This window comes from Xenorhabdus thuongxuanensis (assembly GCF_001908095.1).
Taxonomy (GTDB): Bacteria; Pseudomonadota; Gammaproteobacteria; order Enterobacterales; family Enterobacteriaceae; genus Xenorhabdus; species Xenorhabdus thuongxuanensis.
Genome location: NZ_MKGR01000039.1, coordinates 1 through 18,018, shown reverse-complemented (window position 1 = coordinate 18,018; position 18,018 = coordinate 1). Strand labels below are relative to the sequence as shown.

General features: G+C 41.7%; 13 protein-coding genes, 2 rRNA genes and 1 pseudogene. 4 read left to right on the top strand and 12 right to left on the bottom strand.

Features of this window, described 5'->3' with window-relative positions; genetic code table 11:
* Positions 1–96: 96 nt before the first annotated feature.
* The 10 genes and pseudogenes from Xentx_RS16765 to Xentx_RS16725 all read right to left on the bottom strand — a co-directional run.
* Positions 97–846: pseudogene (locus Xentx_RS16765) on the bottom strand (lysine N(6)-hydroxylase/L-ornithine N(5)-oxygenase family protein); the annotation flags it as partial.
* 189 nt (positions 847–1,035) lie between these two features.
* Entirely contained in the window at positions 1,036–1,158 is a 123-nt protein-coding gene (locus Xentx_RS19865) for a hypothetical protein (protein ID WP_279625117.1), read from the bottom strand.
* A 220-nt stretch (positions 1,159–1,378) separates the two neighbouring features.
* Positions 1,379–2,146: a siderophore-iron reductase FhuF gene (gene fhuF, locus Xentx_RS16760; protein WP_074021634.1), complete on the bottom strand. Its 768-nt coding sequence runs from the start codon at positions 2,144–2,146 to the stop codon at positions 1,379–1,381.
* A gap of 114 nt (positions 2,147–2,260) precedes the next feature.
* Positions 2,261–3,076: an ABC transporter ATP-binding protein gene (locus tag Xentx_RS16755; RefSeq protein ID WP_074021633.1), complete on the bottom strand. Its 816-nt coding sequence runs from the start codon at positions 3,074–3,076 to the stop codon at positions 2,261–2,263.
* Positions 3,076–4,122 (bottom strand): FecCD family ABC transporter permease, encoded by a 1,047-nt coding sequence (locus Xentx_RS16750; protein ID WP_074021631.1) that lies wholly within the window; start codon positions 4,120–4,122, stop codon positions 3,076–3,078. Before Xentx_RS16750 ends, Xentx_RS16755 begins: the two co-directional genes overlap by 1 nt.
* Positions 4,123–4,125: 3 nt before the next feature.
* Positions 4,126–5,136 (bottom strand): FecCD family ABC transporter permease, encoded by a 1,011-nt coding sequence (locus Xentx_RS16745; protein WP_074021630.1) that lies wholly within the window; start codon positions 5,134–5,136, stop codon positions 4,126–4,128.
* Positions 5,123–6,139: an iron-siderophore ABC transporter substrate-binding protein gene (locus Xentx_RS16740; protein WP_074021628.1), complete on the bottom strand. Its 1,017-nt coding sequence runs from the start codon at positions 6,137–6,139 to the stop codon at positions 5,123–5,125. Before Xentx_RS16740 ends, Xentx_RS16745 begins: the two co-directional genes overlap by 14 nt.
* 84 nt (positions 6,140–6,223) lie before the next feature.
* Positions 6,224–8,488, bottom strand: coding sequence for a TonB-dependent siderophore receptor (locus Xentx_RS16735; protein WP_074021627.1), 2,265 nt, complete (start codon positions 8,486–8,488; stop codon positions 6,224–6,226).
* A 45-nt stretch (positions 8,489–8,533) separates the two neighbouring features.
* Positions 8,534–10,354 carry an IucA/IucC family protein gene (locus Xentx_RS16730; RefSeq protein ID WP_074021625.1) on the bottom strand — a complete coding sequence of 607 codons (1,821 nt, stop codon included), beginning with the start codon at positions 10,352–10,354 and terminating at the stop codon, positions 8,534–8,536.
* A 548-nt stretch (positions 10,355–10,902) separates the two neighbouring features.
* Complete coding sequence (locus Xentx_RS16725; protein ID WP_074021624.1) at positions 10,903–11,943, bottom strand: tRNA/rRNA methyltransferase; 1,041 nt, start codon at positions 11,941–11,943, stop codon at positions 10,903–10,905.
* Between the two features lie 134 nt (positions 11,944–12,077).
* Here Xentx_RS16725 and Xentx_RS16720 point away from each other — a divergent pair, with 134 nt between their 5' ends.
* The 4 genes from Xentx_RS16720 to Xentx_RS16705 all read left to right on the top strand — a co-directional run bounded on the left by Xentx_RS16720 (position 12,078) and on the right by Xentx_RS16705 (position 17,550).
* Positions 12,078–12,749 carry a tRNA-uridine aminocarboxypropyltransferase gene (locus Xentx_RS16720; protein ID WP_074021622.1) on the top strand — a complete coding sequence of 224 codons (672 nt, stop codon included), beginning with the start codon at positions 12,078–12,080 and terminating at the stop codon, positions 12,747–12,749.
* 126 nt (positions 12,750–12,875) lie between these two features.
* On the top strand, positions 12,876–15,518 hold the full coding sequence (locus Xentx_RS16715) for a bifunctional acetate--CoA ligase family protein/GNAT family N-acetyltransferase (protein ID WP_074021621.1): 2,643 nt from the start codon (positions 12,876–12,878) through the stop codon (positions 15,516–15,518).
* A gap of 204 nt (positions 15,519–15,722) precedes the next feature.
* Positions 15,723–17,081, top strand: a complete 1,359-nt coding sequence (pssA, locus tag Xentx_RS16710) for a CDP-diacylglycerol--serine O-phosphatidyltransferase (protein WP_074021619.1) — start codon at positions 15,723–15,725, stop codon at positions 17,079–17,081.
* Positions 17,082–17,196: 115 nt separating this feature from the next.
* Positions 17,197–17,550 (top strand): YfiM family lipoprotein, encoded by a 354-nt coding sequence (locus tag Xentx_RS16705; protein ID WP_074021616.1) that lies wholly within the window; start codon positions 17,197–17,199, stop codon positions 17,548–17,550.
* Between the two features lie 77 nt (positions 17,551–17,627).
* Here Xentx_RS16705 and rrf read toward each other — a convergent pair.
* Positions 17,628–17,743: ribosomal RNA gene (gene rrf, locus Xentx_RS16700) — 5S ribosomal RNA — on the bottom strand.
* 85 nt (positions 17,744–17,828) lie between these two features.
* A 23S ribosomal RNA gene (locus Xentx_RS16695) occupies positions 17,829–18,018 on the bottom strand; the annotation flags it as partial.

The following is an 18,018-nucleotide window of genomic DNA, read 5'->3' as shown; positions in this document are numbered from 1 at the left end:
GGGGCGGAGCAAAAGCGATCAGGAGGCAAAAAAGATGTTCAGTTGATGAGTTGTTTACAGAGCATATTGAATATGTCAGGTTATGTTGATTCTGCTATAGAAATAATCCACATATTCAGGTGACGTCATTTCTAATGTCAGTTTGGTATACTCAAGAGGGAAGAAACGCGGGGAACGTGTTACCCAATTAAGCTGATAGCCATAAATATCAATGTCCTCAAGCAAATCGTAAAAAATTTCCGCTGCACTTTGCCCACTTCCCAACACTGTGATGGATTTCTTCTTCTGTAAGGCGTCCTTATTTTTTAAATAACCTCCTGAAGTGACCATCTGATGGGCAAAAGGCCTGCAACATTTTGGAATATATGATGAAGGCCCCGTTCCCAATACCAACTTTTTACAGAAAAATTCATATTTCTCTCCAGTTAATGTATCTGTACAGTGCAAGATATAATGCGAGGATGCAGAGTTATGGCTGATATTTTCAACCCGCGTATTAAAACGTAGGTTAGGCAACTGTTCCGCTGCCCATTGGCAATACTGGTTATATTCTTTACGCAACAGGAAAAAATTTTCCCGAATGTAAAACGAGTAAATGCGGCCTTTCTGCTTGATATAATTTAGGAAACTCAATGGATGAGTAGGGGATGCCAATGTCACTAAGTCCGCCATAAACGGTGTTTGCATCGTAGAATTTTCTAGCATCATGCCCGGATGCCAATCAAAAGCAGGCTTCTGATCAATAAACAGACTACTCATCCCTTGTATTGGCTGCACTAGACAAGCTAATCCCAAATTAAATGGGCCAATTCCAATTGCGATAAAATCATAAATCTTGGCTGTCATAATCACTCCCCATAAACGCTACTTATTTGAGAAAACAACTTACTTGAGAAAACAACAATCATTGTTTTCTGGTGAATTCACTCGCGGGAAACACAATATCTGCCAACAACAGATTTCCCTGCATAACGATCTCATCCACAATTTCTTGCACATGCTGCTGAGTAGTCGCTGGATTGAGGAAAGTAAATTTCAGGTATTGCCTTCCTGCGATAGTAGATGTTGATAAAAACAGCTATTTTTTAAATAATCACTTCCCATTAAAGGTGTCTTTTTAGTCAATGTTTCGGCAATAACTTGGGCTTTGTCAGGCATTATATATCCTTAACTTTTATACTCTTTATCTTTCAAGTTATCAATTTTATGGTAGTAACTCGAAACCCATTAAGTATCTATATGAATTATTATAAATAATTGCTCGACAGTGTTTTTTAAATATTAAGTACCCTCATTAATCAATGAAGGTAGTGATATATCATCAATCCATGATGATTTTTTATTTTTGTAAGAAATAGATAAGCTTAATTTCTACTATTTATGCAGTAGATTCAAGGGGACAATCGTGACAATTTCCTACTCCTGGTAACTTATTTCGTTGGCAGCAACAACGGCGTTGTATTGCATTATTTTTCATAATCACAGTACGATAAAGTGGATTATCCCTGCCATCAGGTAACGTCTGTGTGAAGAAAAGATTCTGTATTAATGTATCATACTGATCCGCGTCTATTCTTTCTCTGAAATTATTTAAGTACCAATACATAACATAACCAATGTTATTCCACAATAAACGCCCATTTATTCCGCGATAGGACTCAATTTTCTCACATACAGGCATAATATGCCGATCTAACATAGAATGATAACGCTCCAATAAAGATATTGATTCGTCCAGCCACGTTAACTGGTAATAAACAACATTTGGCCTGCCAGTTTCATGAAATTCAATCTGAAAAAGATTATAATCAGTATCAACAGCCTGAGGATACTCTAATAGCATTAACATCATTGGTGGAACAATTAAACCAAAATACCACTGTGCCCATAAAGAATAAAGCCCTTTCTGATTTGGTTTTAACTCATTATCACTATAATGTGAATCTTGGTAGCTTTTCATCAATAATGGAAATTGTTCATCACTCGACCATTGATAAAACAACATACTTTCCGATGGAATACTTTCTGAATTTATTTTCATTGATGAATTAAAATGGCTAAATGCCCCATCAAATAGGTTAGTGATATCTTCAATGGTTATTTCAGATATTAATTTGATGACGTTCTGGTTATTTTTATTTGTCATTCCTTACTCTCCTATCATCCATTATCAATCCTAAATTATATCTCTGGAATATACTCAATAGATTTTAAATTGCAGGACAACCAATAACACAACAATTTAAAAACTCCCCCATCATTACTCATTAGTTTTATATTTAGGTATAATCAATGGTTTATTAGATTCAGGATCACGAATAATCCGGCAGGCCAAACCAAATACATCGGCAATACTCTGTACTGTCACAATTTTCTCAGGGATACCTTCAGCATAAATCTGGCCATTTTTCATCATAATCAGACGAGAGGCATAGCGCAGAGCCAGATTAATATCGTGTAAAACCAACACCAGCGTCTTGCCTTGCCGATGCAAGTATTGGCAAAGATCAAGCAATTCAATCTGATGAGAAATATCCAAATAAGTGGTCGGTTCATCCAACAAAATAATCGGGGTCTGCTGGGCCAGTGTCATGGCAAACCAAGCACGCTGGCGCTGGCCTCCTGACAGTTCATTCACCAATTTTTGCGACATATCCCATAAATCTACTGCCTTCAAGGCTTCATTGACTACTCTCTCATCTTCTGCCGACCATTGGCGCAAGAAAGACTGATAAGGATAGCGCCCACGAGAAACAAGATCATAGATCGTCAGAGTCTCAGTGATGGCTGCACCTTGCGTCAACAAGGATAATTCGCGTGCAACGGATTTAGGTTTGTAACGATGGATACTGGTTCCATCCAACAAAACCTCACCACGTTGGGGCTGCATACTGCGACTTATTGCCCGCAACAATGTTGATTTTCCACACCCATTCGGGCCAATAATGACGCTAAATTCACCGTCATGAATGGCGAGATTAACGCCATCAATAATGGTTCTTTTACCATATGCCAGTGAAAGATCATGGGCTTTCAGTCGTGAAGTCACCTCTGGGGAATGAGCATCCGATGGCATTATCGTGTTCTCCTTAATTCGGCATACAGCAAATACATCAAATAGATTCCACCAACTACTGCTGTAATCACTCCCACGGGTAGACGAGCTGAGGTTGGTAATAGCAAAGTCATTAAATCAGAAACCAACATCAGCAAAGCACCCACTAGTACAGTGCAAAACAGCGCAGAGCCTTTATTTCGTACCAGCCGTCGGGCTATTTGTGGTGCAGACAAAGCGATAAATGCAACTGGCCCGACAACCAATACCGATATGGTGGCAAAAATCACTGCCAATAATATGCTGGCGATCTGTATAAGGCGCACGGGTACACCAAGGGTATTGGCGATATCATTGCCAAAATGGGTGTAATTCAATTGCCTGCCTAGCCAAAATAAAACTGGAATGAATAACACCATTCCGCTGATCAGTGCCACATTCTGCCAGCTTTGACTGGCAAGGCTGCCTCTCAGAAATGATTTCAGTTGTTGGGCTTGCTCAAGGCGAACATTCGAAGAGGCAAAATCGATAAATGCCATGCACAGTGCAGCAATCGCAATTCCCGAAATAATGATCTTATTAGCCTGCATATTTCCAATGCCTGTACCGTTACCAAGATAGACCAACAATACGGCAATCATGGAACCCAATAGCGCTCCTAATGGAACAGGCAACACATCAGGCCAAACAACCATTGCTATGGCGATCCCGACCATCGCTCCACCGTTAATGCCGATGATATCTGGGCTGCCAAGTGCATTACGGGTCGTAAGCTGAAACAGGGAACCAGAAAGCGCCAATGTCATTCCTGCCCCGATTGCTACCAAGGCTCTCGGTAAACGGATCTCCATTAAAATAAATGTTTGATAAGATGTTTCTGTCAGCAGAAAAGGATTATCCATCCCTTCCCTGCCCATTGCCAAGGACAGGTAAAAAAACACTATAAGCAACAATAGAATGGAAAAAACTACCCTCCTGACTTGCCGTGCTGGCGCAATAAAAACTGCATTGCCTATCCTGAATGTTTTAGCTTTTGGCTGCCTCACCGACGAATGAATCAATATCATAATTTACTCCGCCATCATCTTTTGTGAACGGCTTTTTGCAACCAGATAAAGCAAAGGTGCACCAATACCCGCAGTGATAATACCAACCATAATTTCTTCTGGAGCGATCAGCAATCGAGCAACAATATCCGATATCAGCAGCAAACAAGACCCAGCAAGCAGGCAATAAGGCAATAGCCAACGAAAATCATTGCCTACCAACGCCCGCATCAAATGTGGTGCAGCCAGGCCAACAAACGCAATAGGGCCAGCCATAGCTGTTGCAGAGGCAGCCAGCATCGTGGCACTTAGCAAAGATAATATTCGGGTTCTGACAACATTAGCGCCCAATGAACCCGCGATCCCTTCGCCAAAGACCATCACATTCAGCGCAGAGCCCAAGGAAAGTACCAATATCACTGCCACCAATAAATAAGGGAACAACAAACTGGCTTCACTTAATGACATGGAACTTAATGAACCAATCGACCAAAAACGATAACTATCCATCACCTGTGGATTAAGCAAGATGATACCTTGTACCACTGCAAACAAGCAGACATTAATAGCGGCTCCAGTCAAAACCAGTCGGGCTGGATTGGTATTACGTGATCCGCCACTAAGCAAGTAAAATAAAAACGTAGACAGACTTGCACCAATAAACGCTATCCAGAATCGGGGGATTCCATCTAAAACTGGGATAAAAGAGAAACATACCACTGTAGCCGCGGCTCCCGCATTTACGCCCAATAACCCAGGATCGCCCAGTGGATTGCGTAATAATCCTTGTGTTACTGCTCCTGCTAATGCCAGCGCTGCACCAGCCATTAAACCAATCAGTGTGCGTGGTTCACGAGCATTGATAACTAAATCATAATAACTTCCACTATCTCCCAACCAATAATGGTGCCAAACTGATGAGAAAGGCAATGATTTTGAACCCAGACTTAAGCTAGCAGCTATGCAAAGGCAGGCCAGCATGACCATGAATACTAACCCCAAAATAAGGGCGATTCGCCGTTTAGGGTTTATCATGTTTTGCTATCTCCTGCTTCAATAACGGCATAAATTTTGGTAATCCCCAGCGTAAGCTAAGTGGTGAACCATAAGACATGGACATCACAATTGATTGATCAGTCAACGGAATATATCCCCCTTGGTTAACCGCACGAATGGAACGGAATAGGGGTTGAGCTTCTGTCTCCTGACGCTCTTTTTCACTGGTATACCATGTGACCAAAATATCTGCTCCATTAAGCAAATCAGCGTTCTCCAGACCGATATTGGCAGCAAAATTGCCAAAAGGCGCAGTTAAGGAATCAACCAACGGAAGCAGGGATAAACCAAGGTGCACCAGCGTATCAACACGTGGATCGTTTTTGACATAAATCGACAGGGTGTTACCGGTTGTTCCTGCTTTAATATAGGCAAAACGATAACCAGCAATATTGGGGATACTGTTTCCTGATAGAGTTAACAGGTTATCCAATTCAGTAACAAGCCTTTCTCCTTGTTCTGTTTTATCCAACACTTGTGCCACCAGCTCAATTTGTTGTCGTGGTGTCGTCTGCCACGGTTTTGCTGGATAAGCAATTACCGGGACAAAATGTGATAAATGATCATAATTTTCCCGCGTAATACCTGACTGTGTTGCCAACACCAAATCAGGCTTCAGAGTAATTATCTTTTCGATATCTAATTCTGGGTACATTTCGATAATGGCAGGCAATTCTGCCCCACGACGCTCTATCTCTTCCCTGAACCACGGTAAATAACCTTCTGCACCCCCTCCCCAGCGATGCGATTCAATGCCAACAGGAATTATGCCCAAATCCAATAGAATATCTTCCGTACCTGTTCCCAACGCCACAATTTGTTGCGGCGGTTGGTTAATCACTACCGTACCTAGTGCGGTGGTGATTGTTTTGGGATAACCGACAGCATCCGTCGGCAGCTTCCTCGAAGTTACTGGTTTGTCACAACCCACCAGCAATATCAAAAGCACGGCGACCAGTACATTGCAACGTATCAAAACCATTGCCTATTACCCTCTACTGCTTGTTGCTCAAATGGATAAAAATACATAGTCGCCGCCTGTGACTTAGTTATGAACGTAATTTAGTTAGAACTTATAACGCAGTGTCGCTTCAACATTACGTGATGCACCGTAATAATATTGGGTATAGCTACCAAACGAGGTGTAGTATTTCTTGTCGAACAAGTTATTCAAGTTCACGGTCAGAGAAAGATCTGGAGTGAATTGATAACGTCCCATCAGGTTAACCGTGGCAAAACTGCCTTGGCCATCTTGGCGCACTTTTCCATCAGGACCGGTAAGGTCAAGCCTTGTTTTGTCCTGCCAGTTAACTCCACCACCTAGTGTTAAATCGTTCATCACGCCTGGCAAGGTATAAGTCGTGAATAATTTGAATAAGCGATTTGGATCTTCCATATTGACACGTTTACCACCTGGCATTGTCGCACGGAACTGGGTGTACCCCGCATAAATACGCCAGTCATCCGTAATCTGCCCACTAACTTCGGCTTCAAAACCTCGGGTTTTTACACCATTAATGGCATAATAAACTTTGGCATTTTTGGGAATTTCGGAAGCTCGTGGTTTACCAGAGTTATCATTAACTGTGTAATTATTTTGGCGGATTTCAAAAAGTGCTAATGAATAATCAATACTGTTATCCAAGGCAACACCTTTCAAACCCAGCTCATAGTTTTCACCCGAAACTGGTTTAAGGAGTTGGTTATTACGGTTAATACGGCTTTCTGGATCAAAAATTTTGGTATAGCTACCATAAACTGAAAAATCTGGCGTGATGTTGTAAACCAACCCACCATATGGCACGAATTGATCGCTATAACTGCCGTTTTGCGGTGTGCCGAAATTATCACCACGGGTTTTCCAACTGGTAACACGCCCACCAAGGATCAGAGTCACAGGATCTGCCAAAGAAAGCTGAGTGACGGCATAACCTGCAGTTTGTTCAATATAACCATTAGATCCAGTTGTTCTCTGTTGACTCCATGTTGGCTCAGCATATCCCCATGAGGAGCGGGTAAAATCGCCTAAGTAGTTACAATTATTCCTTTTTCCTGTCGCTTTTTGATCTATCTGATTAGAATTATCTTCTAGCATACAGGCAGCATTGTAATAATCATTCTGGAAATTCTGTTTTTGGTAGTTCAAACCAAAACTAGCATGGTGTGTACGCCCCAAGAATCCATAATTACCATTTACTTGTAAGTCGAAATTACGCTGGCGACGACTTCCATCAATTAAAGTCATATTCCCCGGATACATTCCTTCATTAGTGGCACGATCAGGAAATCCGGTCGCCCACAATACTTTTTGATCAAGGGTGTTATTGTCATAGGTAAAAGTACCTTTCACGCTCCAACCGTTATCAAACGTGTGTTGCAAACTAGTAAAGGCCGAAAATGAACGTACTTTGGAGAATGCCCAATCAGGTGCAAAACTATCACTGCGTTTGTAATTGGTTTTGCTCCCATCTTTAAAATAAATCGGCAATCCACCAGACATCCCTCCACGGGTATGGTTGATTTGATAATCAGTCCCAATGGTTAACAACGTGTTCTCTGTCAGATCTGCTTCAAGGATGCCATAGAAAGGATATTTTTCATGTTTATCACGATCAATAAACGAATTCGAGCGCTCATAGGCAGTGACAAAGCGCCCCCTAACTGTACCGTTTTCACTTAATGGGCCAGACAAGTCCAAACCAGTCCGCCATTTATCCCAAGATCCCCCACCCAAAGTTGCTTCACCACGAAAATCGCTGGTTGGACGTTTACGGATCACATTAACCGCCGCTGAAGGTGTACCCGGCCCTACCATCAGGCCTGCCGCCCCACGCACCACCTCAAGGCGATCAATGATGGCAGTATCCAGCAGGTTATCACCATAGTTAAAACGGATGTCGTAAAAAGTCGGTACACCATCACGCAGCATATTCCTGACTGTCATCCCTCTCGAAGAGAAAGTGAAGCGATCGCTGTCAGCCTGATGGACTGTCATGCCTGTAATGCTGTCGATAGCACTTTTAACGCTATTCAGATTTTCATCTACCATACGTTGCTTGGTCATAACGCTGACACTTTGCGGTGTTTCGCGGGCAGATAAATTCAAGCCTGTCGATGTTACCATTGAGGAGGTATTATACATGCCAGTGTCTTCCGTCACACCTTCATATACCGCCACTGGTGCTGCTGTTACAATAATCTTATCTTCTTTTCCTTGCCCTTCTGCCATCGCCATATTATTTCCCGCTAAAATCAACGGGATCATCAGAGAAAGCACAGTTCTCTTGGTTAAATGCTTCTGTTGCAAAATGGGGTTTGTCGTTCTATTCATCTTGTTACCAACGTGATTTGTGTTATGTTTATCTTGATATTTCCATCACTCATCTGTCGCAAATACGACAGAGTATCTTTCCCGCAAAGCGCGAAGCGGATTCACTAACGTTCCGGCAAATTTCAGATTCTTCTCACGATCATCAAGATCAATCATTTGTTGGTTATTCGCCATTTGCAGACGATTCAGACAAGTACGCACAAAATCGTGCTTAAATAGATCAAATTTGCGGAATTTTTCTATCTGATGTAGATGTTGTGATTGATAGCTGTGAATACAGTGGGCAACCAATTCCCAAAAACGCGACTCTGACAATGCCAGATGTTTTTGCAACAACGGGATCAAATAGCGGAAGAAGCAATCAAAGACATCGAGGAAAATGTAATTAATCTTCATGTCATCCTTAATGATGACATGCAAGAAACCAATCTCTTTGGGCAACTCAAGTTCACCATTTAAGATGGCAATTTCTTCCCCAATATCTTTCATTAACATTTTTACCGGTACATTATTTTCCAGTACCAACATTAAGTTTTCACCATGTGGCATAAAGACCAGATCATAGGTGAAGAAAGAACGCAACAACGGGGAAAGGTAAGCATCCAGATAACGTGATACCCAATCTTCAACTGATAGGCCTGAATCCTGAACCAAAGCAGCAACAACCGAATGTCCCTCCCAGTCGATATGTAACAATGAAGCCATGGTCATCAGGCGTTGATTGTCTTTCAGAATTGTCATTGGGCTTTCACGCCATAATGCAGATAGCATTTTTTTATGTGGGTTATCTTTTTTGATAGCAGATTCAAAATAGTGATTGAAATAACCTATCGCAGCTCTTTCCTTCAATATGGAGAATCCTTTTTCCTGGAAGAATTCATCAGCTTCAACCAAGTTATTAAGCCACTCATTGACTTGCGGAGTTGTTACCATACTGTGTGGATCTAGTCCACGCATAAATCCCATATTAAGGACTGACAATGCAGTTTTCACATAATTTTTCTTAGGCTGGCTTATATTGAAAAATGTGCGGATAGACTGTTGAGCCAAATAGCGATCATGACCTTCACCAAGATAAACTATTTCCTGTCTGGCAATGTCCGCAGCAAAGCTAATGGCGATACGGTGTTTCCATTGCCAAGGATGTAAAGGCATCAGGTAATAATCAGACAGGTTTAATCCTAATGACTGCATTTGCCGTTCAAATTGAGCGGGCAAATAGTTGCCCAATTCTTCTGCTATCAACTGTGAATAAGAAAGCGAAGACAATACAGAGAAAATTGCTTTATTCCGATGTACCGCAACCCAAATTAATGTCACTGGATGGGCACTTTCCGGTGCGTAATCCAAATAATCATCGGCATCAAAACCAATACGTCCATTGTTAGCAATAAATACCGGATGCCCTTCGCTCATTGATGTTTCTACCGTCTGATAATCTGCTTGAATTAAATCCCGTGCAGTCAGTCGATTTTTTTGATATTTAAAGGCATGGCCATAGAGCGTACTGGATATTTCATCAAGATAAATGGGCAATAACTTCTCAGAAATATCCAGTAATGGCTGCAATTCTATAATCAGCGCAATGGCATCTAAAGATTGCGGTTGACCATAACTAAATTTGGTTATAGATGCAATATCAATGTCCAAGTGATCAAGTTGATAAGCTTGTGCCTGAAAACAGTATTGGACATTATCTATATCAACAGAATAAATTTGACCCTCACTATGATGTACTGGCTGGATGAGTTTTTCATGGCAAAGTTCGCGCAGTATCTTTGCTACAAGATGGCGATTGGCATGCAGCCAATTTTCCCTGGTTAGATGGGAGGTTTGATGATTCCAATAAGTATTCAACGAATGCATTTAAATAAAGCCCTTCATTCATATCCTGCACCTACCTGTTTCTATATACAAACACTGCTAACAGGGTGATACATCGCTATATAAATTTCTGGATATTACTATCCAATAAGTGGGGTATTAATTCTTGCTCACTAAAATTAGTATCTGTCTTTTTTATTTTATCAAATGATAATAAAAATCATTGACATTAACAACCATAAAAAAAGTAGAGTATTTAGAGAAATTGACTGACTTATTTAATAGGGCAACTTAATAATACGGATAAACCATAAATGGCTTAAATTTATGTGCGTTATTTAAAATATTTGGTTTTTGCAAACATCCAAACAAATACCTTCACTCCAAAATAATAACAAATGTTTTTATTTTTAATAAAAAATATTTTATATGGAAATAATAAAGATAGTTTCAATAAATAAGGGGGGTAAAATAAGGCCCTGACTAAATAGACAAGGCCTTATTGATAATGAAAATTAAACTATATCTTTGTATTTTCAAGTCACTATTCTTTGGCTAAATGGCTACTTGAGATCTATTTCAGATATAAATTAAGCCTTATTCTGACGCCACCATTCTGCCAACATAATACCTGTTGCAACAGAAACATTCAGGCTTTCTACCCGACCTGTTCCACCAATAGAAAGGCGAATGTCACCATATTCCCACATGCTGTCACTTAATCCGTCACTTTCCTGACCCAATACCAAGACCATTTTTTCTGGTAATGTTGCTTGTGCCAGTGTTGTGCTACCTTTATGACTTGATGTGGTCACAATTGTGTAACCTTGATTGCGAAACTTATTCAGCGTAGCCGTGAATCCATCCGCATCAATGCCTTTGATGTGTTCAGCGCCTCCTTCTGCTGTACGAACAGCCGCACCTGATTCCAGCATCGCAGTATCCTGCAAAATCATACCCTGTACGCCAAAATGCGCACAACTACGCATAATTGCACCAAGATTATGTGGATTACCTACGTTTTCCAATGCCAGAACACAATCTTTTGCTGGTGCCTGCTGTAAATAGGTTTCCGCATCCAAGCCATTGCGCTTCTTAATCAAGAAACATACGCCACCGTGGTGCTCTGTACCTGATGCCTTGGATAGTTCTTCGTCGTCAACGACATGGTAAGCCTTGCGATTTGCCGCCATCCATTTCAAAGCATCGCGAAAACGCGGCGTGACTGATTGAACAAACCAGGCCCGAACAATCGCATCGGGACGGTTCTGGAACATTGCCTGACAAGCATTTTCCCCATAGATGCGGGTTTCTTCCAAACGCTGACGACGAAGCTGTTCAGGATCAATGTTGCTTTTGCCGCTAATACCTTGGTGCTCTGGCTCAAGGAATTTGCCCTCTGGACGGGAGACTGTTCTCCACGGAGAACGATCACCTGAGCGCTCTGGGCGTTCATTGCCACGACGGCGGTCACCCTGATCACGCCCTTTACCAAACGGACGGTTATCACTCTTACGGCTGTCACTGTTTTTACGACGATCTCCGCCTTTACGGTTATCGTTATTGTCCTCATTATTACGGACATACATTACTTTGACTTTGCCGTTCTTACCACTATAGGAATCGTTCATTTATTTCTCCAACTGCGTTATGGCGCGAAGATTACCCGATGTACGCGCCCGAAGCTACCTCTGGTAACGACAATCCATTAAAATATCCGCTAATTTTTTACTGGTTTTATCCACGAACATGTTTGAGTTCTTAAATGAGAAATAACAACGCCGTTTATCAGCTTCGCCAACGCCGCCTTGCCCGCTCTACCCGCCCTTTTCTGGCAAGGGGGTGCCGAGTGCAGCGTTGCCTACATTGTTTATTACCCCAAAAAAAATGTCTGTGTGAAATGATTTCATCTACAAATGCAGAAAGCCGCTTCTGTCTCATCATGTTCGATACTGAGCCTATGAAACCCAGTAATACGGGAAAGTTGATTGCAGATATTCTGCCCGATACACGGGCTTTTCTCTGGTCTAGAACAGATCCTGATCAACAATTGCTCGAAGTATTACGTGATCCAACCCGTCAACCCTATCTGATCTTCCCAGACAGTTATGCTACGCCTCCTCGTACGGTGTATCAGAAGATCCCTGCTAACCAAAAACCACCGCTGTTCATTATATTGGATGGCACTTGGCCAGAAGCAAGAAAAATGTTTCGCAAAAGCCCATATTTGGATGATATTCCCCTATTGTCTATAAATAATATTGCCAAAATGGACTATTTACTTCGGATACCCTCCAGAACAGAACAACATTGTACTGCCGAAGTCGCTGCTGCGGCACTAGAATTGGCAGGAGATATTAAAGCATCACAATCATTATTGAACCATTTCAATTACTTTCGTGAACAATATCTGTCAGGGAAATCTAACCATCTGTAGGGATAACTCACAGTAATGCTTGACAAGCCGCGCTAAAGTGACTGATGGTGGCTAAAGTTATTCATGGTAATTGTTTAATCAACAGTGATTGTTTATTGATGTGATAACTGATAAGGAACTCCAGAAATGAGCCAGCGCGGACTTGAAGCATTATTACGCCCTAAATCTATCGCCGTTATTGGTGCTTCTGAAAAGCCAGAAAAAGCCAGTTCAGTGTTGATGCGAAATTTGTTAATGGGTGGATTTACAGGGCCTATTCTCCCCGTGACACCAAACAAATATGCCGTTCTGGGTGTGTTAGCCTATCCTTCTATCGATAAATTACCATTATCTCCTGATCTGGCTGTGATCTGTACTCATCACAGTCGCAATTTGTCTTTACTGGAGCAACTGGCTCAACACGGATGCAAAACCGTCATCATTTTATCCTCCCCGCCATCACAATTCACTGAATTGAAACAGTGCAGCCAAAAACATCATCTTCGAATTCTGGGACCAAATAGCCTTGGCATCTTAGCTCCCTGGAGCGGGCTAAATGCCAGTTTTTCCCCGATCCCTATCCTTAAAGGTAAACTGGCTTTTATTTCACAATCGGCAGCAATATCTAACACAATTCTGGACTGGGCCAACCACCGTAATATTGGTTTTTCGTATTTTATTGCCTTGGGTGACAGTGTTGATATTGATATTGACGACTTGCTCGACTTTTTAGCAAGAGACAGTAAAACCAGTGCCATTTTGTTGCATCTCGAACATATCAGCGATGCTCGCCGTTTTCTTTCTGCTTCCCGAAGTGCTTCACGCAATAAACCTATTCTGGTCGTGAAAAGCGGCCGAACCCGGCAAGTTCAGAAATTACTAGGAGAACAACAAAATTTCGATGCTGCTTATGACGCAGCAATTCAACGTGCCGGATTACTGCGTGTACAAGATACACATGAAATGTTCTCTGCAGTGGAAACATTGAGTTTTATGCGACCATTGCGCGGAGAACGTTTATTAATCGTCAGTAATGGTGCAGCGCCAGCAGCAATGGCGCTGGATGAGCTAGTAAGAAAAACTGGCAAACTCGCTATGTTAGGTGAGGAAACGATCAATGGATTGTCTGGTATACTTCCAGACACGCTGCTTTTACGTAATCCATTGGATATCGGTGATGACTCCTCTACCGAACGATATATTGCTGCACTCAGGTTACTTTTGGATAATCATGATCATGATGCCTTATTGTTAATCCACTCTCCTAGTGCCATATCCCACAGCCAAACTACAGCGATTCGGGTTATACAAACCATTAAAGAGCATCCTCGTGGGAAATGGCTCACTATTTTCACTAATTGGTGTGGAGAATACTCTTCATTGGAAGCCCGACGTCTGTTCAGTGAGGCAGGTATTCCGACTTATCGGACACCAGAAGGTGCCATTACCGCCTTTATGCATATGGTGGAATACCAACGAAACCAAAAACAATTAAAAGAAACTCCATCCTTACCCATTGGCATCACATCGAATACGGCTCGGGCCCATGAATATATACAGAAGGCGCTTGATAACGGAAATATCCAACTGGATACCCATGAAGTACAACCTATTCTCGATGCTTACGGTTTACATACTTTACCAACTTGGATCGCCCATACCAGTGATGATGCGGTCAATATTGCAGAAAAAATTGGCTATCCCGTGGCATTAAAACTCCGCACCCCTGATATTCCACATAAATCAGAGGTTCAGGGAGTAATGCTTTATTTACGCAATGCTGATGAAGTTAAGGCCGCAACACAAGCGATTATTGAACGCGCCAAACAAAACTTCCCACAAGCCAGGATTAATGGATTATTAGTACAAGGTATGGCTAATCGGTCTGGCACACAAGAGCTGAGAATTGCTATTGAGCAAGATGAAATATTTGGTCCTTTAATCATGCTAGGTGAGGGAGATATTAATTGGATGCATGAAACTCAGGCGGCTGTCGCTCTTCCTCCCCTTAATATGGCCTTAGCCCGTTATCTGGTTATTCAGGCAATTAAGAGCGGCAAAATAAAATCTGGTGGTTCACTTTTACCGCTAGATATTCTTGCTCTCAGCCAATTATTAGTCAGAGTCTCTAATCTTCTGATCGATTGCCCTCAAATTACTCGTATGAATATCCATCCACTACTTGCATCAGGCAATGAGTTCACTCTATTGGATGTGACAATGGAATTGGTGCCAGTAACAGGCGATCCCCGCAATAGACTGGCTATCCGGCCTTATCCTAATGAACTGGAAGAAACTATCTATATCAAAGATGATTTTGAATGCTTGCTACGACCAATCTTGCCGGAAGATGAACCTTTACTGAAAGCATTTATCGGCCAAGTGACAAAGGAAGATCTTTATTACCGCTATTTCAGTGAAATTAACGAGTTTACTCATGATGATCTCGCAAACATGACCCAAATTGACTACGACCGAGAAATGGCATTCGTGGCGATCCGCCATCCAGCAACGACACCTGAAATTATTGGTGTCGCCCGTGCTATGGCTGATCCTGATAATATCGAAGCTGAATTTGCGATACTAGTCCGATCAGATCTTAAAGGGATTACGTTAGGCTATCAACTTATGACTAAACTGATTAATTATACAAGAGAACATGGTATTCAGGCTCTAACGGCTATCACTATGCCTGAAAACCGTAATATGATCCAACTTGCGAAAAAACTTGGGTTTACCATTGATATACAGTTAGAAGACGGTATTGTTAATCTTATTTTGAAACTCTAGCAAAAAATAAATTCAATATGCATCTCGTGATGAGTGATAAAAAATGCTCACTCCGTGATAGATCGCACAGTCTTAAAGCAATCAGCTCAAGAGAGTTAATTCATACTCACAATGAACCAAACTAATGGTATCATCGCCAGATCATTTTGATTCATACACCTTATGATGGTATTAATTCCATCTAGACTAAGAGAAAAACGCACTGTGATGTTGTCCAAATTTAAACAAGCAAAACACCAACAACACCTTGCACAACTGCCTAAGCTACCGCAATCAGTTGCTGACATTGAGACATTTTATGAATCTAAAGTGTTTCGCAGCACCTTATTGAAACATATAGAAAATGCCCAAAAGCATATTTATATTGCCGCATTATATTTAGAAAATGATGATGCAGGGCGGGATATTCTGACTGCATTATATGAAGCCAAACAAAAACGCCCTGAGCTGGACATAAAGATCCTGGTCGATTGGCATCGTGCCCAACGTGGCCGTATTGGTGTAGAAGCTACGGCAACAAATGCAGATTGGTATTGCTCTATGGCTGAAAGCTACCCCGATGTCAACATTTCCATCCTGGGTGTTCCAGTGAATACTCGTGAAGCACTGGGGGTTTTGCATCTGAAAGGCTTTATCTTTGATGATACGGTTATTTACAGCGGAGCCAGCATTAATGATGTCTATTTGCACCGCCATGAAAAATATCGTTACGATCGTTATCATTTACTGCATAATGCGAAACTTGCCGTTGTCATGAAGCAATTTATCGATGACAATATTATTAGTGCAGAAGCCGTAAAAAATTTAGCCTGCTACAATCGTCCTCGTAGCCTTGAAATTAAAAATTTGATCCGCCAATTTCGTGCTTCATTGAGAAATGCCGATTACCACGTTGAAAATCAGGCTTCAAATGAAGAATTGGCGGTAATTCCCCTTGTGGGATTGGGCAAAAAGAATCTGCTGAACAAAACAATTTGCCATCTCATATCTTGTACCGAAACTAAGTTAGTTATCTGTACACCTTATTTCAACTTACCAGCAGTGTTAGTGCGTGCAATATCTCGTCTGCTCCGCCAAGGAAAACAAGTTGAGATTATCATTGGAGATAAAACAGCTAATGATTTTTATATCCCACCAGAAGAGCCATTTAAGATCATTGGTGCATTACCTTATTTGTATGAAATTAACTTACGTCGATTCACTAGTCGGCTGCAAAGGTTTATCGATAGCCAGCAATTAACTATCCGGCTATGGAAAGATCAAGATAACACTTATCACTTAAAAGGGATCTGGGTTGATAATAAATGGCAATTAATTACTGGTAATAACCTTAATCCTCGCGCATGGGGATTAGATCTGGAAAATGCCATTCTTATTCACGATCCCCGCCAAGAGATGAACGAGCAACGTGCAATGGAGTTGGATTGCATCCGTACTCATACAAAAATTATCCATAGTTATCAGGAAGTAGAGAGCATTCAACTCTATCCTGTTAAGGTACGCAAGCTGATACGACGCTTGCGTCGTATTCGAGTGGATCGATTAATTAGTAGAATACTGTAGAATAGATAAATAATTATCATTTTTTGAATCCCCTCTCGCTATTGCCAGAGGGGATTTTTGTATCTTATTTATCAGACAGCTATGCTTTAAAAAATAAATCATGGCGTGAATTACGATGAGAAAAAACATCACTACTCTGATACGAAATATATTAATAATTTTTCCTATCCTATTGAATACTTCTTGTTCCAATATACGTCAGGCAAATGACAACTGGACAGGAAAAGATAAAATACAACATTTTTTATTTTCTGCAATTGTAGCTGCCGCGGGCAATGCTTATGGTGATCGTCAACATTGGGGGTATCGTGAAAGTGCACAATTTGGTGTATTACTATCCGTTAGTATTGGTGCAATAAAAGAGCTTTATGATAGCCGCCCATCAGGAACAGGCTGGAGTTGGCATGATATTGCTTATAATATAGCTGGAGCGATAGCAGGTTATAGTTTATATCAGTCCGTGAAGTAATTTTTATCTTCTATTTCCTGTCACCCCCAAACGCAAAAAAGCCATCCGTAAAGGATGGCTTCTCTGGCTGATTGAATGTCTGGCAGTTCCCTACTCTCACATGGGGAGACCCCACACTACCATCGGCGCTACGGCGTTTCACTGCTGAGTTCGGCATGGGGTCAGGTGGGACCACCGCGCTCTTGCCGCCAGACAAATCCTGTTTTCAATCCCGAACAAGCCGTTTTCTTTCTCTGAAACCTTGTCTCTCTCTCACCCCAAAACACCTTCGGTGTTGTCAGGTTAAGCCGCACGGTTCATTAGTACTGGTTAGCTCAACGTCTCGCAACGCTTACACACCCAGCCTATCCACGTCCTCGTCTCGAACGTTCCTTCAGTACCCTCAAGGGGTAAGGGAAGACTCATCTTAAGGCAAGTTTCCCGCTTAGATGCTTTCAGCGGTTATCTCTTCCGCACTTAGCTACCGGG

Coding starts and splice junctions, on each gene's coding strand:
- Xentx_RS19865 (WP_279625117.1), bottom strand. CDS start 1,158: ATGCCTGACAAAGCCCAAGTTATTGCCGAAACATTGACTAAAAAGACA.
- fhuF (WP_074021634.1), bottom strand. CDS start 2,146: ATGACAAATAAAAATAACCAGAACGTCATCAAATTAATATCTGAAATA.
- Xentx_RS16755 (WP_074021633.1), bottom strand. CDS start 3,076: ATGCCATCGGATGCTCATTCCCCAGAGGTGACTTCACGACTGAAAGCC.
- Xentx_RS16750 (WP_074021631.1), bottom strand. CDS start 4,122: ATGATATTGATTCATTCGTCGGTGAGGCAGCCAAAAGCTAAAACATTC.
- Xentx_RS16745 (WP_074021630.1), bottom strand. CDS start 5,136: ATGATAAACCCTAAACGGCGAATCGCCCTTATTTTGGGGTTAGTATTC.
- Xentx_RS16740 (WP_074021628.1), bottom strand. CDS start 6,139: ATGGTTTTGATACGTTGCAATGTACTGGTCGCCGTGCTTTTGATATTG.
- Xentx_RS16735 (WP_074021627.1), bottom strand. CDS start 8,488: ATGAATAGAACGACAAACCCCATTTTGCAACAGAAGCATTTAACCAAG.
- Xentx_RS16730 (WP_074021625.1), bottom strand. CDS start 10,354: ATGCATTCGTTGAATACTTATTGGAATCATCAAACCTCCCATCTAACC.
- Xentx_RS16725 (WP_074021624.1), bottom strand. CDS start 11,943: ATGAACGATTCCTATAGTGGTAAGAACGGCAAAGTCAAAGTAATGTAT.
- Xentx_RS16720 (WP_074021622.1), top strand. CDS start 12,078: ATGAGAAATAACAACGCCGTTTATCAGCTTCGCCAACGCCGCCTTGCC.
- Xentx_RS16715 (WP_074021621.1), top strand. CDS start 12,876: ATGAGCCAGCGCGGACTTGAAGCATTATTACGCCCTAAATCTATCGCC.
- Xentx_RS16705 (WP_074021616.1), top strand. CDS start 17,197: ATGAGAAAAAACATCACTACTCTGATACGAAATATATTAATAATTTTT.